The organism is Fulvivirga imtechensis AK7 (genome assembly GCF_000331535.1).
In the GTDB taxonomy this organism is placed as follows: Bacteria; Bacteroidota; Bacteroidia; order Cytophagales; family Cyclobacteriaceae; genus Fulvivirga; species Fulvivirga imtechensis.
Map to the genome: position 1 here is coordinate 119,925 of NZ_AMZN01000015.1, position 24,372 is coordinate 144,296.

Here is a 24,372-nt window from a genome sequence, read left to right on the forward strand (position 1 = left end):
AACTGAGAACTCAGAACTGAAAACTGAGAACTCAGAACTCAGAACTGTAATTATCTGTCAAAGAAGCTTCGGGTTCTGTTGAGTTTCAGGTCCTGAAGCAGGGCGGATTTAACCCGGATGGTGAAGTTATAGTTGGTATAGGCTCCGAATGGCGTCCAGCTCAGGTTCATTTCCCAGCAGTGCAGGTCTCTTGAAATACCCAACGTAGTGACTGTCACATCCTTTTTCTCAAAGTCATAACCACTGTTGAAAGTTACCTTCCATTTCTCGGTTAGTGAGAAGTCTCCCGAAAAGCGTAGTGTTTGAGTAATTTTGGATTCTTCAAAGCCTCGTTTTGTATAGCTGAGGTTATAATTAATTCTGAGACTCCACGGGATATTAAAATCCACATAGGAGTCAGGATTCCCTAGTAAGAAGTCTTTATCGGTGTCATTGAGATTTGAATTCAGAATGCCGTCCCTGGTTTTCTCGTCTTTTTCCCTGGCTTTCGGACTTAGGTTGGTGCTTAGCGCCACGTTGGCGCTGGTCAACTGCCCTATACCACCCCCGTTATTCCAGGCGTATTGATCTATCCTTCGCTGGTAATAAACAGTTTCATCCCTGCGGTTAACGGCAGTGCTGTCAAGCACATATACGTATGGGTCTATATTTCCGGTGAAGTTGATATTAAGCTTTTTATTAAACACTGAAGTGTTAGCGCGAATGCCTATGTTAGACAACTTAAACGAATCGGCCACCACGTTGTATGAGGTATTGAAGCCGAAATTATTCAAAATGGGCACTTTGGTGGTTTGAGATGCAGTATCAGTTTTAGCCTTGATCTTCATCTCAAGGGTGTTATTGACAGATAGTCCTATTGAACCACTTTCTCCTGTAGAAGGGCCGCCGTAGGCAAACCCCTGGTATTTTGATCTGATGATTTCCTCTCCGGCCCTTTCCCCTTCCTCGATCACCAGCCGGTCGAAATAGCCAAAGTGTTTTGCGCCAAAATCAGGCCGGTACGAAAACGAGATACTGGGGTTCATTACATGTCGAATGGCTTTAATATTACCCTTTTTAAAGAAGTAGGTACCATAAAGCCTCGTATTCAGCCCTGTACTGAATGAATAAGTGTAAATCCTGTTAAAGCTCTTGGTTGTGTCTCCTATAATGGCATTATTGGGATTATTAGGGTCAATTATCCAGTTTAGTTTTTCAAAGTACCAGATCTCATCGTAGCTGATGGATGGAGCTGCAGTAAAGTATTTGAAAATCTTGAATGATGTGCTTAATGGGATATTATGTTTGATCCCCTTTCTTGAATTTTCCAGGAATGTGCTGAAAGTATCAAAGTTAAAAGGAGCGATACTATCTCTGGCAGGGTCAGAGCCGATCCGGCCAAGGTTATTTGTCAATTCATTTGTAGCAGCCATGGTGTACCTCAGTGTTATTTTATCCACCCAGGTATTGGATGTGCTGCTCTTACCTCGAAATGGATATATATTATTCATGTTAAAAGACAGTGAAGGCAACAGTAGGTCTACCTGTCCGCCACCGAGCTCTCTTGGGGCTACGTCCTGATTATGCCTCATACTTATACCTAATGAAAAAGGAGTGCCGGTAAATGTTTTTGAATACGAGATGTTTGAACTGAGTTTACGAGTGAGGTTATTAATTCTCTGGTTAGCAGGCTCCAGTTCAAAACCCAGGTAGTTATTCTGGTTATAGGTAGAGGTAGCGGCATTTACCGAAGCGGAAAACCGGCTGCTTCCTTTCGACTGAGGAGCGTGGCTCCATGTTAAACGGTAGTCATTAGTAGAGCTCTCATCCTCAATATTCTCAGAGGCTTTTGTTTTTGTATAGGTAAAGTTAAAGTTACCATTATAGGCATACCTTTTTCGGTAGACGGTACTGAGGTCAACGCCATGGCCCCCTTTGGAATAAAGGTCGCCTCGTAAAGTAGCTTTTACATAGTCATTAATATCAAAGAAGTATCCTCCTCCCCGTAGAAAGAAGCCTCTGCGTCTTTCCTCACCATAAGAAGGCACTATTATACCCGATGCTGCTTTATTTTTAGCGGGGAACATACCAAAGAAAAATCCTAATGGAGTAGGCACATCGTTTATTTCCAGGTTAAACGGGCCTGAAACAATTTTATTCTCAGGGATGGCTTTGGTTCGCCTGGCTCTTATTCGATAGTGGGGGTGAGCGAGGTCGCAGGTGGTATAGGAATTGTCGATGCTGAATAATTCATTTTGAGCATTTTTAAAAACTGTTTGCCCATGAAGGTAGCCTTCACCCTGCTTGGTTACCACTTCAGTTATACGTGCCCGCCCTGTTTTAAAGTTATAGGTGATGTTCTTGGTTTCATAGACCTCTGCACCATTTTTGAATATAGGGTATCCTACCCTTCTCCCCACAGAGTCTTCCCTGCCAACAGCAGAAAGGGTATTTTTATTGTAGTCAATTACAATATGATCAGCACGAAGCTCAATGGTGCCATACACTATCTTGGCATCACCATATAATTTCACGATCTTGGTGTCAACTGAGAAATTTATGGAATCTCTGGCAGAGTAATTGATAGTAGTCTGGATATCACTTTTGGGTGTCTCGGTACTTTTTAGTGAATCAGTAGCAAGAGAGTCTGTAACTATTGCGGTGGAATCGCTGTTAATGGTGGTGTCGGCAGCTATAGGCTTCTGTCCCAATAATTCCTTGTTGACATTTAAATTTTTTTCAGGAGTTTGAGCGTAACCTATAGAGATGAAAAATAAAAAAAGTAAAAGAAAAACACACTTCAGAGGCGCACGGGATTCCAATTTATATACGGTATTTTTCGGTTTTAGGGAAAAATTTACAATTTTGTGTAAAGTTATTGTAATAACTTTTAAGAAGCGAAAGATTGTGAAGAATATTGCCATTGTTTTCCTTCTCTTAGCAATAACCTTGCTAACTTCTTCGAGTGCGGAGAGAAGGTCCGATTTTAAAGTAAAAACCGTTGTAATAGATGCCGGACATGGCGGTCATGACCCCGGTACGCACGGTCAGTTTAGCAAAGAAAAGGATGTGGCGCTTGAGGTTTCCCTCCTTCTCGGAAAGTATATTAAAGAATACTTACCTGATGTAAAAGTTATCTACACCAGGAATGATGACAAATTTGTGGAACTGGAGGAGAGAGCACAGATAGCCAACAGGAATAAAGCTGATGTCTTTATTTCGATACATGCGAATGCAGTCAGCAGGAGCACTATTTACGGCACCGAAACATATGTAATGGGGCCTCACAAAAATGAAGATAATCTGGGTGTGGCCAAACGGGAGAATTCAGTTATTTTACAGGAGGAGGGGTATGAGGAGCGTTATCAGGGCTTTGATCCGAATTCTCCGGAATCACACATCTTATTTTCCATAACACAAAGTGCATATATAGAGAATAGCTTATATTTAGCCAGCAAAATTGAAGACCAGTTTGGTAACAGGGCAGGGCGCAAAAGCAGGGGAGTGAAGCAAGCGGGGTTTTGGGTGTTATGGAGAACGGCTATGCCCAGCGTGTTGGTGGAAATTGGCTATTTAACAAATCCTAAAGAAGAAAAAGAGCTTAATAACAACTCAGTTCAGGGAAATATAGCATCAGGAATTTTTAGAGCCTTCAGGGATTATAAAAACGATATAGAATCATTAAACTAAAAGCGAATAGGTGAAGGTATCAAAAGAACTCAAGGTTGGCCTGTTTATGGTGTTTTCCATAGCCATCCTGTATTTAGGTTTCAACTATTTAAAAGGAATAGATTTTTTTTCATCAAACGATAAATATTACGCTATCTACGAAAATGTAGATGGGCTTAATGTTTCCAACCCTGTTTATATCAATGGTTTTATTGTAGGCAGGGTGAGTGATATTACCCTGAGGCAGGATAAGGAAAATCAAATAGTAGTAGAGTTGGATATCAGCGGTAATATTGTGCTCGGTGATACTGCAACTGCTACCCTTACCGGGGATTTCCTCGGTAATAAATCCATTTTATTAAGCACTGGTGATATTTCTTCTCCTATCAAACCCGGTGATACACTGATAGCGGTCCTGGATAGGGGAATAGCCGATATTTTAGCCCAAAGTGCCCAGCCCGTGGCCAATAGCCTTGAGGTTACCATCAAAAAGATCAATACCATTCTTGATAACCTTTCAGGAAATAGTGATAAGATAAACAGGATGATGGATCGATTTGAGAAAACGCCCGTACTGCTTAATACCACTATTGTAGAAACTAAAAACAACCTGGAAGAAATAACGGCCACATTTAATAAAGTAGGAGAAGAATTGAATACTACGCTGAGGGCGGCCAGACCTGTTCTAAAGAATATGACTACTTTTTCGGATTCGCTAAAGGCTTTGGAGCTGAATAAAACCATACGCGAGACTAATGAAGCTATAGCTAAACTACAGAATGCTATTGACCACTTTACGCAAAGCGAGGGTACTTTAGGGCGATTGCTGAAAGACGATTCTCTTTATGTTAATATGAACAATGCTATTCTAAACCTTGACACCCTGTTAAATCATTTTGATCAGAATCCGAGGCATTTTTTCTCTCCGTTAGGTAAAAGCCCCAAGAAGATAAGCAAAGAGAGGCAGAAGGCCGAGGACTATTAGAAATCTGAAATCTGAAAGGAAATAGGAAAAGGGAGTGGCGGGATTGTTGCGAATTGCCTGTTTGGAATAATCTTTCACTTTTTGTTCAATTCAAACGTTTGCGCGTGCGATGTTTAAGTCAAAAAATGAAGTTGATAAGCTCCGTTCAATTCTAATTTTCTGTTTACTTTAGAGGCTCTTAATCTTGAAGGCTTAATAATATAATGGATATCGAATTCAATAAAAACGAAGATCATATCAAGCAGTTGCTTTACCAACTCAAAACAAAAATCCAGAAAATAAAAAAGGGTGGTGGCGATAAGAAGATAGAGGCTCACCATAAAAAAGGCAAGCTTACTGCCAGAGAGCGGATCGACTACCTTATAGACGAGGGAAGCGGGTTTCTTGAGGTAGGGGCACTGGCAGGTGAAGGAATGTACCATGATGTGGGCGGCTGTCCTTCCGGGGGAGTGGTAACAGGCATTGGATATGTACAGGGCCGCCAATGCATGATAGTGGCTAATGATGCCACAGTAAAAGCCGGAGCCTGGTTTCCGATCACTGCCAAAAAAAATCTTAGAGCGCAGGAAATAGCGATGGAAAACCGTTTGCCTATCATCTATCTTGTAGATAGCGCGGGAGTCTTTTTGCCTATGCAAAATGAAATATTCCCGGATAAAGATCACTTTGGCAGGCAGTTTAGAAATAATGCAAAAATGTCGGCCATGGGCATAGTCCAGATCGCGGCCATTATGGGAAGTTGTGTTGCCGGAGGGGCTTATCTGCCTATTATGTCTGACGAGGCTATGATCGTTGATAAAACGGGGTCTATATTTTTAGCAGGTTCTTATCTTGTGAAAGCAGCGATTGGTGAAGATATTGATAATGAGACGCTTGGAGGTGCAACAACGCATTGCGAAATTTCAGGTGTGACCGACAATAAGTTTGAAAGCGATGAGGCTTGCCTCGATTATATAAAATCTATTTTTAATAAGATAGGCCACGATGAAAAGGCTGGATTTGATCGCATAGCACCGGCAGAACCTAAGGAAAAGCCCGGAGAGATATATGGTATTCTGCCGCATGACAGGGTGAAGCCTTATGACACTCTGGATATTATCAGACGGCTGGTGGATGGTTCTGAATTTGACGAATATAAACCTTTGTACGGCCAAACTATTGTTTGTGGCTATGGCCGGGTAGACGGATGGGCTGTTGGTATTGTTGCTAACCAGCGAAAAGTAGTGAAGTCGAAGAAAGGTGAGATGCAGATGGGAGGGGTGATCTATTCTGACTCAGCAGACAAGGCTGCACGTTTCATCATGAACTGTAACCAACGTAAAATACCCCTGGTATTCCTGCAGGATGTGAGCGGATTTATGGTGGGAAGTAAGGCGGAGCATGGAGGGATTATTAAGGACGGTGCTAAAATGGTGAATGCCATGGCGAATTCTACAGTGCCAAAGTTTACCTTTGTTATGGGTAACTCTTATGGAGCCGGTAACTATGCTATGTGTGGCAAAGCGTATGACCCCAGACTGATATACGCCTGGCCTACGGCACAGATAGCTGTTATGAGCGGTGCCTCGGCTGCAAAAACTTTGTTGCAGATAAAAGTGGCTACGCTTAAAGCCCAGGGTAAGGAAATAAGCAAGGAGGAGGAAGATCAGTTGCTCAAAGAGATTACCGATAAGTATAATGAAGAGCTAAGCCCTTACTATGCGGCCGCAAGACTTTGGGTGGACGGCATAATCGATCCGCTGGAAACCAGGAAGGTGATCTCTATGGGTATTGAAGCAGCCAACAATGCTCCGGTAGAGAAATTTAATGTGGGGGTGATACAAACGTGAGAGATGTTGAATGGGAGAATGATGGAATGATGGAATGAGGAAAGTAGATATTAAAATCCTTAATTAGATACTATGAAAACGTATAGCAAAAGTGACAAAGTAGAATTTGTAGAGAAGCTTAAAAAAAGAACAAAACAAATAGGGTTGGATGCTATTGCGCTTTTTAGAGGATTACCTAGAGCAGAGGAAGCTAGGATAGTCGGTAAGCAATTTTTAAGGTCATCTCTTTCAGTTGGGGCCAATTATAGGGCTGTGTGCAGGGCAAGATCTAAGGCCGAGCGATAAGAGCAATTATTCAGTCATTCAGTCATTCATTAATTTTAGTTAATGCAGGAAAACGAAATAAAAGCGCTGGTTTCTTTACTCGATGATGAGGATGCGCAGATCATTGCTCATGTGGAGGAGAAGATCATTTCACTCGGTGAGGAAGTGATCCCTTTTTTGGAGACCGAATGGGAGAGCAATCTTAACCCCATGGTACAGGAAAGGATAGAGGACCTGATCCATATTTTGCAGTTTGATCTCCTGAAAAGCAGGCTATCAGCATGGTTTGAGCAAGAAGAAGGAGACTTGCTGGAGGGTATGTGGCTGGTGGCAACATATCAGTATCCTGACCTGGAGCTGCAAAAACTACGACAAGACCTGGAGCAGATCTATTACGATGCATGGTTGGAGTTTAAGCCTGAGGCTCATCCTTATGATCAGGTGAAACTGTTAAATAGCGTGCTTTTCAGTAAGCTGAAATTTGGTGCCAACACCAAAAATTTTCATTCTCCGGGCAACTCCATGATCAATGTAGTGCTGGAGACAAAAAAGGGCAACCCCATTTCCCTTTGTGTGCTTTACATGTTGGTGGCTCAGAAGTTGAAAATGCCTGTTTTTGGAGTGAACCTACCAAATCTATTTATACTTACCTACAAAGGTGAAAACGAGAATTTTCCCCAGTTTTATATCAATGCCTTCAATCGCGGACTGATCTTCTCCAAGGAAGATATTGATAACTACATCGCGGAGCTTCGCATACATCCGCAAAGCTCTTACTACCAACCTTGCGACCACAAAGAAATCGTTCTCAGGTCACTGCGAAATCTCGTGAATTCATTTGAAAAAATTGGGGATCACGCCAAATCTGAGGAGGTGAAGACGCTTTTACATGCGGTTTTGAAAGGTAAGGATATCGGTATTTAGTGCTGGCTTGATAGTTGGTTCTTTGGTGCGTAACAAAGGCTGAGCAATGTCTGATCGATAAACGATACTGTATCGATAAATTGCAGACGCATTGTGGGCTTATGGCTCACGGCCGTCTACTTGATTATGCGCTTATTTTCATAAGTTATCATCAGTCCAATTTGATAGTGAAAATTGATGGCAATAATCAATCTTGTCAAGCTGTTGTCAAGTTCCTCTTCAGATAAGTTCTCGTAAAGTGCTTGGGCAACCAGTCCAGGACTTATGTCAATACCTGCCTTAACAACGTCCATGTAGTCATTCATGGCTTTGCTTTCAATGCTTTTGCTTAGACAATTAACATATTTGCCAGCGGGATCAATGACAATTGGGTCATAGGCTTCCTGTTGTCGAACTTTTCCGTTCACAACAGTTGGTGGTACTTCAATAATGGACTCCTCATCGAAATTTGAAGTTTTAACCCATGTTCTTTTGTAAAATTCAGAATTGCGAAACCTGTTCATATCCTGTTTAAAGGCAGGATACCTAAAGAAGTTCTTTGGCAAGTCCCCAGTTGACAGGTCCTTCAAGTATCTCTTATAGGATTCTGTTGAACTCAGTTCGTAAGTTTCCTTGATATGACTTTCAAACTTATCTGCCAAAGAGTTCAGAAGTTCGATATCGTTCAGATTTAAACAGCCGTCAAGCTTGTTGGCATATTTGGCAGTTGGTTGAGATTGACAACTTGAAATAGTCACTAGTAGAATGATGATATACAATATTCGCATGGTTGACTTCATTTATTATGGTTTTGCGGATAACTGGTGAATAACCCCATTACCATTACCTTTCAAATTAAACGATTTATTTAAATCTCGCAACAAATTGGTGGCTCATACATATAGGAAGAAATCTCCTCATGGATTCTTGCAAAGGAAATTATAAGCGGTCGGAAAATATGAGTGAATGTTTAGGGTTGATAGAGCCTGACCTAACCCCTTTTGCTTTTTTATATACCAATCGGTATATTTGTGGAAATGATACGAAATCCGGAAACCAGACAGCTCATTATAGAAAAAACTGCAGAGATATTCAACAAGCAGGGGTATGCCGGTACGCATTTGTCGGACCTCACTAAAGCGACAGGCCTGACCAAGGGCAGCATTTATGGGAATTTTGAAAATAAGCAGGAAGTGGCTGTGGCCGTGTTCAGGTACAACTATGAAAGGTTGAGGAATGAGATCAGGGCATCTCTGCAAAAGCATGCGCATCCGATTGATAAGCTGGCGGCATTAATTGACTACTACTTACACAACTTTGAATTGCTGTTCGAGAATGGAGGATGCCCCCTTATCAACACCGGGGCTGATGCCGATGATACTAACCAGGAACTGAAAAAGGAGGTGACTGAAAGTATCCTGCAGTGGAAAAACGCTTTGATCAGGTTGATTGGCTATGGCATTGGAAAAGGGGAGATAAAGCCAGTAAATGCTGAGGCGCTGGCATTCAGGATCATCGCCACCATCCAGGGGAGTGTCTTTCTGGCAAAAACACTGGGCGACATCCAAGGACTGAATGAAAACCTGAAAACACTAAAAAAAGAAATACTGGACTTGAAGTTATAAAAATTTTTTGTCTGCTCATATACCGATTGGTATATGAGGTTAAATCAAACATCTCAATATGCAGAAAGTATATATCATTTCAGCTAAAAGAACCGCGGTTGGCGGTTTTCTTGGCAAATTAGCCCATATCAACGCGATAGAGCTGGGCAGTACAACGATAAAGGCTGTTATCGCTGATGCCGGAATAGAAGCCAGCACCATCAATAGCGTGTATATGGGAAATGTTATTTCCGCTAACCTGGGGCAGTCTCCGGCACGGCAGGCGGCCATCGGGGCAGGAATACCTGTCAACGTTGATGCCACCACGGTAAACAAAGTTTGTTCGTCAGGACTGAAGGCCATCACCCTGGGCGCTCAACAAATTCAGTTGGGTTTGGAGGACCTGGTGATAGCCGGAGGAATGGAAAGCATGAGCAATGCTCCGTTTTATGCCGACATACGAAAAGGCAACAAGTATGGACATGCTCAGTTGACCGACAGCCTGCTAAAAGATGGACTTTCCGATGCTTATCACGGTTACCATATGGGAAATGCAGCAGAAACTACTGTCAGGAAATATAAAATAACGCGGGAAGCCCAGGATGAATACACCATCAACTCATACGAGAGGGCACAGCGTGCTATCAAATTCGGAAAATTTGAGCAGGAAATTATTGCTGTTCCTGCCTATAAGTCCGGGGAGCTGATTGCTGAAGATGAAGATGTCAGCAAGCTTGTCAGGGATAAGGTGTCGAAGCTGCAGCCAGCTTTTGAAGAAGGTGGGACTATTACCGCAGCCAGCGCCAGCAACCTGAACGATGGGGCTTCGGCAGTGCTCTTGGCCTCTGAAAAAGCAGTGGAGAAATATGGTTTAAAACCAATAGCCGGTATACTTGATTATGCCGATGCTGCCCAGGTGTCTGATAGCTTCTCAACATCTCCCTCGGTAGCCATTCAGGCCATTTTGAAGCGCTCCCGTTTGGCCATAGACAGCATTGATTTCCTGGAGTTGAACGAGGCGTATGCTTCCGTTATCCTGGCCAATCAGAAAATCCTTGGGTTTGACCTTGAAAAGGTAAATGTATATGGTGGCGCTGTGGCGCTCGGACATCCGATAGGTGCTTCAGGAGCGCGTATCGCCACTACCTTGCTATCGGTACTGCACCAGGAAAATGGCACGTTGGGCCTTGCAGCCATATGCAATGGTGGTGGTGGCGCTACGGCATTACTCGTTGAAAAAATCTAAAAAGACATGGAACAAGAAACAATAACTGAAAATAAAGCCCTCACATTTTTAAAAAAACAGGTGGGAAGGCATGCAGAACAGTCTCCTTCACCGCTTATGCGTTGGCTAAATCCCGTTATGCTCTCGGTGCAGGAAGGAGAGGTGGAATTTGAGTACGAAGTGAGACCGGAAATGACCAACCCGATCGGTATTTTACACGGAGGGATAACCGCAGCCATCATTGACGATGCCATAGGGTGCGCTGTTTTTTCTTTCGGAGAAAAGCATTTCTACAGCACCATCAACAACACCATCGACTACTTTGGAGCGGCTCAGTTGGGCGAAAAAATTATAGCTAAAACCAGGATTATCAAAAAAGGCAAGCAACTGATCAATGCGGAATGCGAGGTGTGGAGTACGCGTACCAACAGGATGATCGCAAAGGGAGCATCAAATCTGCTGAAGACGCAAGTAGAAAAGCAAGCATTTTAGTTACCTGTAGGAACAATAAATATACATCTAGCTCATCCTGAAAAGCTACTTTAGGGGCATTTCCATCGCCTTGGTTCTTACTTTTTTCCTTGATGAAAAAAGTAAGCAAAAAAATCAAGGCTGTGAGTAAATAACTAAATTTCAATGCCTTCTACGTACAAATCACAAACTCGCTGCGCTCAAACAGTGTGATTTATCAAGTATCGTGTGGCATTGAAATTCTTAACGTCATTTACTCAAGGCCGTTTTTCAAATCAAAAACATGAGAAAATTCCACTAATTTAAAAGGCTGCCGAGGCAAGGGGAAACTAAAAATTACTTCTCCGCGTACCTCGGCGTCCTCTGCGGTTAAACCTCACTTTACTAGCGCGATCTCACAAACGGATTGCATAATCCCCAACAAAATCTAAATTTGTTTTGCAACCATCAGAAAAATACCACCATTGGATCACTCCGATAATATTGCACAACAAATCCGCTTTGGCGATGAGCAGGCTTTTGAACAGGTGTTCAGGGCTAACTATGCTGGTATGTGTGGCTATGCAATGAAATACATCGAGGAGATCGAGCAGGCAGAGGAGGTGGTGCAGGAGGTCTTTCTCAACTATTGGGATAAAAGAGCAACTTTGGATGTGACGGGATCGCTCGAGGCGTACCTTTACCGGGCGGTTCGGAATTCGTGCCTCAATTATCTAAAACACCAGAAAGTAAAAAGGCAGTATGCTCTTGTGCAAACCGAGGTGCTAAAGGCTGAGGAAAACCAAAGCCAGGATAAGGTCATAGAATTGGAACTACAGCAAAGAATAGATGATTGCATAGCGCAGTTGCCGCCTGAGCGAAGGAAAATATTCAAGCTGAGCAGGGAAGAGGGATTGAAGTATAAGGAAATAGCGGATGAGTTGGGGCTTTCGGTGAAAACGGTGGAGGCCCAGATGGGCAAAGCATTGAAATTTCTCAGAGAGCACCTAATGGAATATTTGCCGGTGCTGATCATGCTGGCGTATGCCAAGACAATGGTTTTACAATGGATCACATATTTATTTTTATGAGGAGTAAGGTTAAAACAGGTTGAAGTTGTCTGATACTATATATAATGGTAAACAGGAATACAAATATCGATGACGAACTGATCGCCAAATATCTGGCCGGAGAAACTAATGAAGAAGAGAGTCTTGAAATACAACGCTGGCTCAACGGATCTTCAGAAAATCAGCGCTATTTCGATCGGCTAAAGAACCTTTGGGAAAAGACGGGGTGGGTAGCGCCACATCAGGAAGCCGATGTAGATGTGGACAGCGGCTGGTCCCGGTTCCAGGAAAAGCTTGGCGACAGAAGAGGAAAATCAGAAGGTGGAACTAAGATCCGGCCGTTATTCGCATACCTGGCCAGAGTGGCAGCGATATTGGTGTTGGCGGTGTTGGTTTATTTTATTTACCACACCTTTTCGAAGGATATCATGGTGGAGCAGGTACTGATGGCGTCTGCAGAAATAAAAACGGATACATTGCCGGACGGCTCTTTGATCTCTCTGAATAAGAACTCCATACTCACCTATTCAGGATCATTCAATACTGATCAGCGTAGCGTTCAGCTCAAAGGGGAAGCTTTTTTCAATGTAATACCGGATAAAAAGAAACCCTTTGTGGTAAAGATTAATAATACCACCATTACAGTGTTAGGGACGTCTTTTTACGTGGAGGCTTATGACAGCCTCGGCTTTATCGAAGTGGGTGTAGAGGAGGGCCGTGTGAGCGTTGCTTCCATGGGAAATGAGGTAGTACTGAGCGCTGGTGAGCGAGTGTCGGTTAATAAAAGAAGTGGAGGGGTAACAGCGGTGCAGGCATATGATCCGAACAGCATATATTGGAAATCAGAGACGCTGATCTTTCGGGATGATTCGCTGGAGGAAGTCTTTGCCACATTGGAAGAGATATATCAGATCAGGATAGAAGTGAGCAATGCAAAGATTCTCAACTGCAGGCTCACCGGTAAATTTTACCAGGAGCCAGTGGACAGGATGTTTGAGATCATCGATGCGAATTTTGGGCTCACATCAGAGCGAGCAGGAGATAGATTTATTATTTCAGGTGATGGTTGTGAATAATACACTTATTCGAATTCTTTTGGTTTCACTCTTTTGTGTTTTGAAAGGATATTCGCAAGATAATCTCCTTAAAAGAAAGGTAAAACTGGACGTAGTGGATCAGAAGCCTGAGGAGCTTTTGTTACGCATTTCCAGCGAAGCAGAGTTTACATTTTCCTATGATGCCTCCATTTTTTCTCAGGAAGAAACAGTATCACTTGCATTGGAAGATGCACCGGTCAAAACAGCGCTGGACAAAATACTTCCAAAGAATGTTCACTACAAAATCAGCGGCAACCACCTCATTTTACTTAAGCATCTTTCCGCTAGTACGCCAGACAAAAAAGAAAAATATCTTATCACGGGGCAGGTGTATAATGCCGAAAACAACGTGCCATTAAAAAATACTGTAGTTTATGAGATTAGCAGCCTTGTTTCTGTAATTACAGATCATAACGGGGCGTTTTCAATGTCCGTACCTACCCAATTTGAGCAGTTAGGGTTGTCTTTTAGTCAGAAATCAGTGCAGGATACAGTTATTTTGCTTCCTGCCGGTGACCAGGAAGTGGTGCTTTCACTGAACCCCGCAAAAAATGTGATACCCGCGGTCAGTATCAAAGAGCTGCCGCTAGGAACACTACCCCCGGTGGAGACTTTATCCTTTGTTCAGCAGGTGGTTTCCAGACAGTCATTGTTACGAACTAAAAATACCGACCTTGCCCTTCAAACGACTGCTCAGGTTTCATTTGTGCCTGTTATAGGCACCAACCTTAAAATGGGCGGATTGATAGAAAATAAATACTCCCTCAATATATTGGTAGGTTATGCACGCGGGGTTGGCGTTTTTGAACTGGGAGGTCTGTTTAACATTATTAGGGAAGACGTGAAAGGGGCTCAGATAAGTGGGTTGGGAAATTTTGTGGGTGGCGATACCCATGGCCTTCAACTTGGCGGACTGTTCAATCACAACAGAGGAGCACTCCGGGGATTACAGATTGGCGGCATCAACAATATGCTAATTGACTCACTAAAAGGCGTACAGTTTGCCGGTATCAACAATATTCTAAAAGGCGGAATGAAGGGGTGGCAAATAACAGGTATCAATAACCTAACCACCGGAAATGTTGATGGCGTTCAGTTTGCCGGGTTGACTAATGTGGCCCTGGAAGATGTGAGAAAGATACAAGTGGCCGGATTGGTCAACAAAGGCAGAAATGTCGAAGGCCTGCAGTTTGCCGGACTGGTAAATTTGGCTAAAGAGGATATTAAAGGAGTTCAACTGGCGGGACTCATCAACAAGGCCCGGAATGTCAAAGCCGTTCAGTTTGCCGGTCTTGGTAACGCGGCAGACACGGTGTTTGGAGCCCAGCTTGCCGGACTTTTAAATCATTCCCGGTACTCGGAAGGTGCGCAGTTGGCATTGATCAATATTGCAGATTCCGTTTCAGGAATTCCTATTGGCCTCTTCAGCTATGTAAAAAAGGGTTTGCAAGTGCTGGAATTTTCCTCTAATGAAATTACCCCTGTCAACATGGCTTTTAAAACCGGGGTAAGGAGGTTTTACAATATCTTTTCGGGTGGATATGGTGACTGGGGTGGTAGCAGCAGATGGAGCTTTGGTTATGGTTTTGGCACAGAGCGGTATCTGACCGATAAATTATTGCTAAACCTGGAATATAACGCCTATTGGGTCAATGAAAAGGAGGCATTTCAAACAGATTTGAGCCTGCTTAACCGGCTGGGTGTCTTTTTCGGACAGCGAAAACAGAAAGGGATCAGTATGTCAGGAGGTCCTGCCGTTAATATTTGGCTTTCGGAATGGCGAGACCCTGATAGTGGCGCTTACCTCACCCAATTGGCTCCTTATAAAATTGCAGAAGAAAATCTGGGTACTACACTTCTCCAAATGTGGATCGGAGGAAAATTAGCTGTTCGGTTAAATTAGACTAGTGCTTTGATACCAACAACAGAGTACACGAGAAGCAGAGTGAGCAGAGAATTTTTATTTCTGTTTTTTCTCCCGGAATCCCAATATCCTCTACTTGTAATTTATAACATCCCTGAAATAAAAAATATTTTTATAGTGTAAGGGTAAACCTGACCATAGTTGTCTTGTCATTGTAAAATCAAAAAATGATAAAATAACTATGAATTGTAAATCAATGAAGATCGTTATTGTGGCGCAGGTGTTTTTATGCATCTTATGTTCAAATCTTCTGCAGGCACAGGACCTGTTTCAGACCGTGCGGGGAAGAATTATCGATCAGGATTCCCGCATGCCCTTGCCGGGCGCCAATGTAGTGGTGATAGGATCGGATCCGATCCTGGGGTCGAGTACTGATCTGGACGGTGCCTTTAAAATAGAGAAAGTACTGTTGGGTAGGATCTCATTAATCATCACTTATGTGGGCTATGAAGAGAAGGTGATCCCCAATATTCTTGTTACCTCTGGCAAAGAAGTGGTGCTGGATGTTGCGCTAAATGAGTCGCTCACCAAAATGGAAGAAATTGTTATCTCGGCAGATAAAGATAAGTCTGAAATAGCTAATGAGATGGCTTTGGTGAGCGCCCGGGGCTTTACCGTAGAGGAGACGAAACGTTATGCCGGCTCCTTTAACGATCCTGCCAGAATGGTGGCCGGCTATGCGGGAGTAAGCGGTGATGCCTCCGGGAATAACTTTATCATTGTGAGAGGCAACTCTCCAAAAGGGATCCAGTGGAGATTGGAGGGCATAGAGATTCCTAATCCCAACCACTTTTCCGATGAAGGCGCTACTGGTGGTCCTATCAATGCCCTTAACAGCGCAATGTTGGCCAATTCGGAGTTTTATACGGGAGCATTTGCACCGGAATATGGCAATGCGCTGTCAGGGGTATTTGATATGAGGTTGAGAAAAGGAAACAATGAACAACACGAGTACAGTGTTTCAGTGGGCGCACTGGGCACGGAGGCAACAGCCGAAGGGCCATTTGTCAAAGGTGGGAAGTCTTCATTTTTACTTAACTACAGGTACTCCACCTTGACTATTCTTGATGAACTGGGGTTGGTAGATTTTGACGGTGTTCCGAAATACCAGGACATATCTTTTAAACTTTATTTCCCAACCAGATCTTTGGGCACCTTTTCAGTTTTCGGATTGGGAGGAAAGAGCTCCATCATTTCCAAAGAGTATGATGAAGAGGATGAAGACAAGCTTCTGGAACAGGGCGACTACCAGGCAGATATGGGCGTGGTGGGAGTAACGCAGTATTGGCCGGTAGGCGCGAAAACTTACTTACAGAACAGTTTGTCGGTGTCTCAAAACGGCAGTGGCTATGTGGGTTATGAACCAGACGATCAGAGCAACCTGGTGCAGTTGGATAATGCCCAATTGGATAAAAATACCATCAAGGCTTCTACAACATTAAATCATAAATTTGATGCAAGGCACAACCTGCAGGCCGGGATCATTTATACGCATCACTATTTCGACTTCTACAATGAATATTTTGAAAGCAGCACTAATAGCTTTGTTATAAACCAAAATATTGATGGTGATGCGGGGCATTATCAGGGGTTTGTAAGTTGGAAATACCGTCCGTGGGAGGACCTTTCTTTTGTCAGTGGAGTCCATGCACATAGCACTACCCTAAATGACGAGCTTTCCATTGAACCGCGGGTAAGCATGAGATGGCAGTTTCACCCCAGGCAAGCGCTTACAGCCAGTTGGGGGATACATGGTAAAATGGAATCATTGACCAATTACTACAGCATCATAACCGATGAAGCAGGCAATGTCTCCAAGCCGAATATTGACATTGGATTTTCAAAAGCCAGGCACTACGTGGTGGGTTATGAAAACAAGCTGGGTATCAACCTGCTCTTTAAAGCAGAGGCCTATTACCAGCAATTGTACAATTTGCCGGTGGAGAACCTGGCCGGTAGCTCATACTCTTTGGTCAACCAGGTGGAGTGGTTTACCGATAGAAGACTTGTGAATGAAGGTACAGGTGAAAATGTGGGTCTTGAACTGACCATGGAACGGTATTTTGCTGATAATTACTTCTTTATGGTCACAGGTTCTATATATGATTCTAAATATAAAGCTATGGATGGAGTGGAAAGAGACAGCCGGTTCAATGGCAACTACATTGGCAATCTGTTATTCGGGAAAGAATTCGAAATAAATAGCCGTGGAGATAAGAAAAAAGTGATGGGAATCAATACAAAAATCTCCCTGCTTGGTGCCAGAAGGTATACTCCTATCGATCTTGAAGCATCGATCGCAGAGGGCAAGACGGTGTGGTTTGAAGACCGGGCTTTTTCAGAAAGGGGAGATGACGTATTTATTGCCAACCTGGGCATCACCTATAGGATTGATAGAAAGCGAACCAGCCAGGAACTTAAGCTGGATATACAGAATGTCACAAACAGTGCAGCCAGGATAGAGCAATACTATAGCGATCTGACTGGAAAGGTTGAATGGCAGGATCAACTTCCATTATTGCCGGTTCTAATATATACTTTACATTTTTGATGCAATGTAATGACATATGATCTTGTCCACTCAGCTCTCAGGCTTAAACCATACACCTAGCTCTTCGCCCTCTGCACTTAGCTCTTTGCCCCTCTATGGGTAACAAAAATTAATAATCTTGATATAGGGTTGATCGCGGGCTGTTGCCAGTGGTTATGCGGAAGCCGAAAAGCAGTAACAGAGTAGGCAAACCATAAAAACCTATAAAAATGAAAAAGTTAAATTTAAACCAGTTGGAAGTAAGAAGTTTCATCACTGCCATGAAGGATGAAAATGGTATTCAAACCGTTAAAGGAGGTATTTCCGGGGGTGCATGCCAGCCTGTAGAGGCTTATCCGGTTGACATAGAGTGGGCATTGGGCACTCGTGGCGGCTGCACGCAGTGGGAAAACATGTGTAACGGTTAATTCCTTTTCCCGGCCTGCTGGATCAGGCCGGGAAAAAATATTATCCGATTTATCTTTAGAAAGCCATCGCACCACTCATCCCATTGCCTGTATTCAAAAGTTCGACAAATGGTTATCTTTATTCTATTAGTTGAATGTACTCCCAGATGACAGATCTTACTAAAATAACTATTCGTCAGGTAGGCCGCGGCGATCTTCCGGCACTGCAGCAAATCGGCAAAACGACTTTTATCGAAGCCTTCGGTGCTGCCAATTCTCCTGCTAATATGGAAAAATACCTGAGTGAAAAATTCAGCATGGAAGCAATAGCCATGGAAGTAGGGGATCCTGAGTCACTATTTTTCTTTGCGGAATCGGCTGGAGAAGCTTTAGGTTACTTAAAAGTGAATTTTGGTGCGGCCCAAACCGAACCTCTACCCGGTAAGTCACTGGAAATTGAACGGATATATGTTTTGGCAGATTATTACGGGCAGGGAGTGGGAAAACTCTTATTCAACAAAGCACTTGATATTGCCGGAGAGAAGGCTATGGATGTAATATGGCTGGGTGTATGGGAAGAAAACCCCCGCGCGATCAGGTTTTACGAGAAAAATGGCTTCAAGGAGTTTGGCAGGCATAAGTTTATGTTGGGTGACGATGAGCAGATTGATATTATGATGAGGCTTGAGATATCCATGATACCGAACCGTTAGATTTACTATATTGCCAGGAAATGATATATCTGGCTTTAAGATCACTCATACCTATCCTGTTATTCCCGGGTTTCATCGCGGGCGCTTTTGCGCAACAGCATGCCTTCAGGCAATTTAGTGTAGATGAAGGTTTGCCTAGTTCCGAGGTTTACAATATCTATCAATCCGATGAAGGTTACATTTACTTTACAACAGACAGAGGTATAAGCAGGTATGACGGATATAAGTTTCGGAATTACTCACTTCGGGATGGACTGCCGGGTAACACAGTTTTCGGTGGTTATAAACACAGCAACCAGACCATTTATTTTTATACTTATGAAGGTGATATCTTCTATCCGTTCGATGATCAGATAAAGGTGATCAGTGTAGGTGAGCTGAAGGAGCAGATGTCATTCCGAAGGGTTATTCAGAATTTAATGATAGACGAACACGGAAGCGTGTGGATTGTGATAACAGGACACGAGAAAGGTTTTTTTGAGATAGATACCCTTGGTCACTTCAAAAAGGATATTCTTCTTCATCCTTCCTCATCTATTCAAATGAAGTATTCCGGTGATGGAAAATATCTCTGTGCCTACTATGAAGACGCGGATAGTACTATCCTGCACTTGTCTGATGGCCGTGCGCTTGATATCACCAGTATTATTAAAAAAGAAAATATAGATACTGCGGATATTCTTAGTGCTATAGAGAAAGGTCAGGCGTTGTACCTCGTGTTTAAATTCGGCTTAATGCACTTAAACACCATCAATCACGACTATATCTACTTGCCATACCAGGAAGAACTGGTTAAAAACATGTATATCGATACGGATAATAGTTTATGGATAGGACATGCGCAGAGAGGTATACTTCGGTTTCCTGATGCCGATCTGAGCAGGTCGCCAGAAAGGCTGTTGGACGGTGAAACGGTAACAGCTTTTTATGAAGATACCGAAGGTGGGAAATGGTTTTCTACATTGGACAATGGCGTTTACTACATGCCCTGGAATGACCTTTACTATTACAATGATATTGATGGAATGTGCAAAACAATTGCTGTTAATAATAATAATGAGATCTGGGCCGGATTTACCAAGGGGACGATAATCAATTATCGCGAGGGAAATTCTCCAAATATTTACAGGCTTCCCTTTAGTGACAAAAGGCTGGGCGCCATCCAATCATTTTGTGAAAATAAAGAACGGCTCTATGCAGTATGCTCTAACCTTGTTTATGACATCACTGATGGAGTTATACAGGGCTCTGAATTTAGTGATGCCTACGTTCGCAAGCTGGTGAACGATGGTGATAATATGTGGGGACTGGGTAATGGTTTCTACCTCTTCAAAGATGATAGCATCAGCTACTCTTCCGAGCTGGAAAATTCTTTTGGAGAGTGGACCACCACTTTGACAAGGGTATCCGACTCGTTGTGTATTGTCGGCTCTTTTTCGGGGCTTTATGCATTTGATGGCTCAGGCGTCAGGCCTTACCACCGGGAGAAAAGCCCGCTGTTTTCCCAAAGGATTAGCGACATAGAATTTGCAGGAAGGAACAGGATATTCTCTACCATTGGCAACGGGCTGCTGATTGAAAATGATTCTGCTATAATACACGTGCAAAAAGACAGTGGAGGAGTGCTCAGCAATGTATGTAATGCTGTATTTGTTGAAAACGACTCCACGTTTTGGGTGGCTACCAATGAAGGTATCAATACCATATTTATCAGGAACGATCCGGACGGTACATTTAGTTATGAAGTAAAAGGTGTCACCAGGGAAGATGGACTGAGGTCAAATGAGGTATACGATCTTCTGGTGAAAGATGACCAGGTTTGGGCAGGCACCAACCTTGGTCTGGTGCGGTTTGGAAAGGACATGTACAACTACGGGAAATACACCTTGCCTGTTATCTTAAATTATTTTAAAGCTGGTGATCAGGAAAAGGACATCTCACACCTGTTAGAGCTATCAAGCGATCATAACAGTATTGAACTTAGCTATACCGCACTGTTTTTTAAGAATCCGGATAAGATCATGTATCGCTACCGGCTGCAACCGGACCGGGAATGGTCCTATACCAAAAACACACGGATAAATCTACTCAACCTGGCTGAAAGAAGATATGATCTACAACTTGAGGCTTCTATTGACAATGTTCATTGGTTTGGTTTGGACAACAATATCTCCTTTATCATCTATCCGCCATTATGGCGCTCTACCGGTTTTCAAATTGGCTATTTTATTGTTGGAGGTGTACTGCTTTGGCTGGTGTTTTATTACCAGTTTTCGATATTTAAGAAACGAGCCGTACTGAAGCGGAAGGCCTTTGAAGCAGAGCAAAAGGCATTAAGGGCTCAGATCAACCCCCACTTTATATTTAATTCCCTGAATTCGATCAACAGCTTTATATTGAATAACGATAAATTGATTGCCAGCCAATACCTGGCTAAGTTTGCCGGGCTAATGAGACAGATGCTGGATAATTCAGCAGAGGTTACCATAGCACTTAGAAAAGAGATCAATGCCCTGGCATCATATATGGCTATGGAGGCATTACGGGTTGAAAACAAATTTGATTTTTCCATTACCCATGATCCGGGGCTGGATATTGATAAATGCTTTATTTCACCCATGCTGATACAACCATTTGTGGAAAATGCGATCTGGCATGGAGTGATGCCTCTGAATAGTCGAAAGGGGTTTATCACTGTGCATTTTACACAGTTGTCTGCCAAAAGGATATTGTGTGTGGTGGACGACAATGGGGTTGGGCGTGATGGGCAGGATAGTAGTGGAAAGCCCAGGCACAGGTCTCATGGAATATCGTTGATCAGGAACAGGCTGGCGATCATCAGTGAAATTCGTAAAGCAGACTACCATATAGAAGCTGTCGATAAGAAGTGCAAGGACGGGAGTGCGGCAGGAACAAAAATCAAATTGGTATTACCGGCTAATTAGGGTGTGAAAGCCTCTAAGTGGCTAAAGAAGAACGTCAATGTTTAAACTACTATGATCAGAGTTGTACTTATTGATGATGAAAATACGGCTATCAGAGCTTTACAAACGCTGTTGCACGAATATTTCGATTACATCGAAGTGGTGGGTACTGCCTCGAGCCTCGATGAAGGGAAAATAGTTGTGCTCAGGCAAAAGCCCGACCTCGTATTTTTAGATATTGAACTCAGGGATGGTACGGGGTTCGATCTTCTGGAGGCTATTCCTGTCAACTTCAAGGTAGTTTTTGTTACCGCATACTCCGAATATGCGCTGAAGGCCATCAAAAAACGAGCATTTGACTACCTGTTAAAACCCGTGGATGTTGATGAGTTGGCAAGAACACTTGACGATATCAAAAGGGAGCTTCAAACTCGTGAAGCCCCAAGGTATCCCGCCAGGCTCTCGATACCCTGTAAGAATGGCAGTCTGTACATACAGGCCGATCAGATCCTGAAGCTGGACGCCAGCGGTAGCTACAGCAAAATATTTCTTGAAAACGGAGATTCGCACATGGCCTCTCATAACCTGAGCTACTTTGAAAAACTGCTGGATCCCGGAAGATTTTTCAGATGCCATCATTCACACATTGTTAACCTTACGAAGGTGAAGAGGGTACTTTTTGAAATGGGAATGATCGTGGTGCTGACCGATGGGAGCTGTGTCGATGTTTCAAAACGAAAAAAGACCGAATTTAATCAAAGAATGGCCGATATACCTAACCGTTAGTGTACCGGTTGTAAAAATTAGTTGGCAAATTAGTGATCCCCAGCCTAGTCCACCTGTGAAGTAATAACGCCCGCTTATAAAGAATATCCATGCACGTCTGAATTTGAAGTTTGCTGCAGGTTAAAAAGACATTATGTTGCAGCTTTAACGCGGAAGCCGAAAAGCAAACAGAGTAGGCAGCTTATTAAAAACTTAGACGAAATGAAGAAGTTTAACCTAAACCAATTAAAAGTACAGAGCTTTGTTACTTCTGTTAACGGAGGAAAGATCGAAACCATAAAAGGCGGAATTTCAGGTGGAGCATGCGTTCCTGCAGAAAAATATCCAAGAGATATTGAATGGGACCTTGGAACACGTGGCGGATGTACTAACTGGGAAAATATGTGTAACGCAACTAACTTCAATTGTTAAGAATGCTTTATGCTTCGGCTTGATTGTTATCAGGCCGAAGTTCTCCGAAAGAACTGTAGCGGACCCCCCCTGTTTCTTCTCCTTAATATATCTTTTTTGCCTCTGAAGCCATGGAATGTGTGGCTTCCGAAGCCATGCCGCTGCTGAAAGTTGGCAGCGTAAAATAAAAAGTAGTACCCTTACCTTTTTCAGTTTCCACCGACAACCGGCCACCGTATTTTTTTACCACCTCATGGCAGATTGCCAGTCCCAGCCCCGTGCCTTTCTCAGAACGTGTGCCTTCTTTTGAAAAGCTTTTGTTGCTGAAAAGCTGAGCCACCTCATCTTCATCCATCCCTATTCCTTCGTCTTTTACAGAAAGGGTGATCAGCCCGTTTGTTTCTGTAGCCGATAGGGAGATGCTGCCATTTTCAGTAAACTTTACAGCATTGGCCAATAGATTGCGCAATACCAGTTTGATCAGATTACGATCTCCTAAGTAGGTTAATGTGGGGGGTATATTGTTGACGAAGGTAATATGCTTGCCCAGGGCAGCTATTTCCGATCCGCTGATATTTTCTGAAACAACCTCATGCAGCGCTACCAGATCATGATCTGCCATTACATTCATTTCCGACTTTGACCACAGTAATACATTATCCAGTATCCCCTTAGTATGCGTTAGTTGCCCTTGCAGGTTTTTTGATTGGCTGTTAAACTCCTCCGGAGTGATGATCTTCTCTGACAACAGGTGTAAAAGCGCCTGTACATTATTGATTGGTCCTTTGAGGTCGTGTGATAGTATGGATAGCAGCAGGCGCTTCATGCTGTCCGAATCCTCAAGTTTTTTATGCGCGCTGTCAAGCAACACCTTTCTTTGCGTAATAACACCATTTTTGTGGATGTTCCACCTTAAAATATTAATTACAAAATATCTGCAATAGGACCCGAGTATGCCGCCAGTGAGCAGCAAAATATTTTGTAATACTACATAGGTGATGATTACCTCACCGGTATGCGCCTGAAGTGAGGTGATATTGAAAGGCAATAGTACCAGTGGAAGGGATAGGAACATAAACAGCTTATTATACCACAGCACAAGGGGGGCGAAGCTGACGGCCAGCACAAAAGCCGTGAAATACAGGTTGTAGTAATCTTGCTGGCCACGTTTTGCCAGGTAGAGCATAGCCATAAGCGCCGCAAGTGTACATAAGCCTAATAAAAAGGAGAGAATCGGTTGATGGCGCTCAAAAGAATGGTGGTAGGTAAGTAAAAAAGAAATGACATAAACCGGGACTATAAACATATACCTCACCATTAAAGTATCGGCTAATACTTTCGTATCGGTGATTACCATGTAATCAATTAGCCCAAAAAGCACAAACAGGCCAAATGTTACACCCAGTCCATACCTGTAAGTTTTTACAGATATATAAGGGTGAAAGTCCTTCCCCAGTAACCTTTTAACAGTAATTGCAATGTTGTTCAAACCGGTTTTATATTAAGTTTTTCTTATTTTTTATAGCCGGTATAACTCTTTTTAACACGTAAGGTTTTAGCAATTTTTTGATTGTATACGGCTCGGTAAAGAAAAGTGACCAACCGCAATTAAAACATGATTTA

The 24,372-nt window shown here is 43.0% G+C and carries 20 protein-coding genes; 17 read left to right on the top strand and 3 right to left on the bottom strand.

What is annotated here, in order from left to right; translation table 11 throughout:
• Positions 1-50: 50 nt before the first annotated feature.
• On the bottom strand, positions 51-2,690 hold the full coding sequence (locus C900_RS05920) for a putative LPS assembly protein LptD (RefSeq protein WP_009578760.1): 2,640 nt from the start codon (positions 2,688-2,690) through the stop codon (positions 51-53).
• A 55-nt stretch (positions 2,691-2,745) separates the two neighbouring features.
• Here C900_RS05920 and C900_RS05925 point away from each other — a divergent pair, with 55 nt between their 5' ends.
• The 5 genes from C900_RS05925 to C900_RS05945 all read left to right on the top strand — a co-directional run bounded on the left by C900_RS05925 (position 2,746) and on the right by C900_RS05945 (position 7,650).
• Positions 2,746-3,669: an N-acetylmuramoyl-L-alanine amidase family protein gene (locus tag C900_RS05925; RefSeq protein WP_009578761.1), complete on the top strand. Its 924-nt coding sequence runs from the start codon at positions 2,746-2,748 to the stop codon at positions 3,667-3,669.
• A gap of 10 nt (positions 3,670-3,679) precedes the next feature.
• Positions 3,680-4,633, top strand: coding sequence for an MlaD family protein (locus C900_RS05930; protein ID WP_009578762.1), 954 nt, complete (start codon positions 3,680-3,682; stop codon positions 4,631-4,633).
• A gap of 203 nt (positions 4,634-4,836) precedes the next feature.
• Entirely contained in the window at positions 4,837-6,462 is a 1,626-nt protein-coding gene (locus C900_RS05935) for an acyl-CoA carboxylase subunit beta (protein WP_009578764.1), read from the top strand.
• Between the two features lie 72 nt (positions 6,463-6,534).
• Positions 6,535-6,747, top strand: coding sequence for a four helix bundle protein (locus C900_RS05940; protein ID WP_040495789.1), 213 nt, complete (start codon positions 6,535-6,537; stop codon positions 6,745-6,747).
• 42 nt (positions 6,748-6,789) lie between these two features.
• On the top strand, positions 6,790-7,650 hold the full coding sequence (locus tag C900_RS05945; RefSeq protein WP_009578765.1) for a transglutaminase-like domain-containing protein: 861 nt from the start codon (positions 6,790-6,792) through the stop codon (positions 7,648-7,650).
• A gap of 116 nt (positions 7,651-7,766) precedes the next feature.
• Here C900_RS05945 and C900_RS05950 read toward each other — a convergent pair whose 3' ends face one another.
• Positions 7,767-8,429, bottom strand: a complete 663-nt coding sequence (locus tag C900_RS05950) for a hypothetical protein (protein WP_009578766.1) — start codon at positions 8,427-8,429, stop codon at positions 7,767-7,769.
• Positions 8,430-8,666: 237 nt separating this feature from the next.
• Between C900_RS05950 and C900_RS05955 the strand changes: the two genes are divergently transcribed.
• The 12 genes from C900_RS05955 to C900_RS06010 all read left to right on the top strand — a co-directional run bounded on the left by C900_RS05955 (position 8,667) and on the right by C900_RS06010 (position 22,770).
• Positions 8,667-9,254 (top strand): TetR/AcrR family transcriptional regulator, encoded by a 588-nt coding sequence (locus C900_RS05955; protein ID WP_009578767.1) that lies wholly within the window; start codon positions 8,667-8,669, stop codon positions 9,252-9,254.
• A gap of 58 nt (positions 9,255-9,312) precedes the next feature.
• A complete protein-coding gene (locus C900_RS05960) occupies positions 9,313-10,479 on the top strand; it encodes a thiolase family protein (RefSeq protein WP_009578768.1) in 1,167 nt (388 codons plus the stop codon).
• 6 nt (positions 10,480-10,485) lie between these two features.
• The gene (locus C900_RS05965; RefSeq protein WP_009578769.1) at positions 10,486-10,950 is read left to right on the top strand and encodes a PaaI family thioesterase; all 465 of its coding nucleotides are present in this window, start codon (positions 10,486-10,488) and stop codon (positions 10,948-10,950) included.
• Positions 10,951-11,393: 443 nt separating this feature from the next.
• Positions 11,394-11,999, top strand: a complete 606-nt coding sequence (locus tag C900_RS05970; RefSeq protein WP_009578770.1) for an RNA polymerase sigma-70 factor — start codon at positions 11,394-11,396, stop codon at positions 11,997-11,999.
• Positions 12,000-12,043: 44 nt separating this feature from the next.
• Positions 12,044-13,054, top strand: a complete 1,011-nt coding sequence (locus C900_RS05975; protein ID WP_009578771.1) for a FecR family protein — start codon at positions 12,044-12,046, stop codon at positions 13,052-13,054.
• Positions 13,055-13,094: 40 nt separating this feature from the next.
• The gene (locus C900_RS05980; RefSeq protein ID WP_157493906.1) at positions 13,095-14,978 is read left to right on the top strand and encodes an STN domain-containing protein; all 1,884 of its coding nucleotides are present in this window, start codon (positions 13,095-13,097) and stop codon (positions 14,976-14,978) included.
• 202 nt (positions 14,979-15,180) lie between these two features.
• A complete protein-coding gene (locus tag C900_RS05985; RefSeq protein WP_157493907.1) occupies positions 15,181-17,550 on the top strand; it encodes a TonB-dependent receptor in 2,370 nt (789 codons plus the stop codon).
• A 209-nt stretch (positions 17,551-17,759) separates the two neighbouring features.
• Positions 17,760-17,957, top strand: coding sequence for a pinensin family lanthipeptide (locus tag C900_RS05990; RefSeq protein ID WP_009578774.1), 198 nt, complete (start codon positions 17,760-17,762; stop codon positions 17,955-17,957).
• Positions 17,958-18,103: 146 nt separating this feature from the next.
• Positions 18,104-18,649 carry a GNAT family N-acetyltransferase gene (locus tag C900_RS05995; protein ID WP_009578775.1) on the top strand — a complete coding sequence of 182 codons (546 nt, stop codon included), beginning with the start codon at positions 18,104-18,106 and terminating at the stop codon, positions 18,647-18,649.
• A 20-nt stretch (positions 18,650-18,669) separates the two neighbouring features.
• Entirely contained in the window at positions 18,670-21,594 is a 2,925-nt protein-coding gene (locus tag C900_RS06000) for a sensor histidine kinase (protein WP_009578776.1), read from the top strand.
• Positions 21,595-21,645: 51 nt separating this feature from the next.
• Positions 21,646-22,359 (top strand): LytR/AlgR family response regulator transcription factor, encoded by a 714-nt coding sequence (locus tag C900_RS06005; protein WP_009578777.1) that lies wholly within the window; start codon positions 21,646-21,648, stop codon positions 22,357-22,359.
• 201 nt (positions 22,360-22,560) lie between these two features.
• Complete coding sequence (locus tag C900_RS06010) at positions 22,561-22,770, top strand: pinensin family lanthipeptide (protein WP_009578778.1); 210 nt, start codon at positions 22,561-22,563, stop codon at positions 22,768-22,770.
• 82 nt (positions 22,771-22,852) lie between these two features.
• Here C900_RS06010 and C900_RS06015 read toward each other — a convergent pair whose 3' ends face one another.
• A complete protein-coding gene (locus tag C900_RS06015; RefSeq protein WP_009578779.1) occupies positions 22,853-24,238 on the bottom strand; it encodes a sensor histidine kinase in 1,386 nt (461 codons plus the stop codon).
• Positions 24,239-24,372 lie beyond the last annotated feature (134 nt).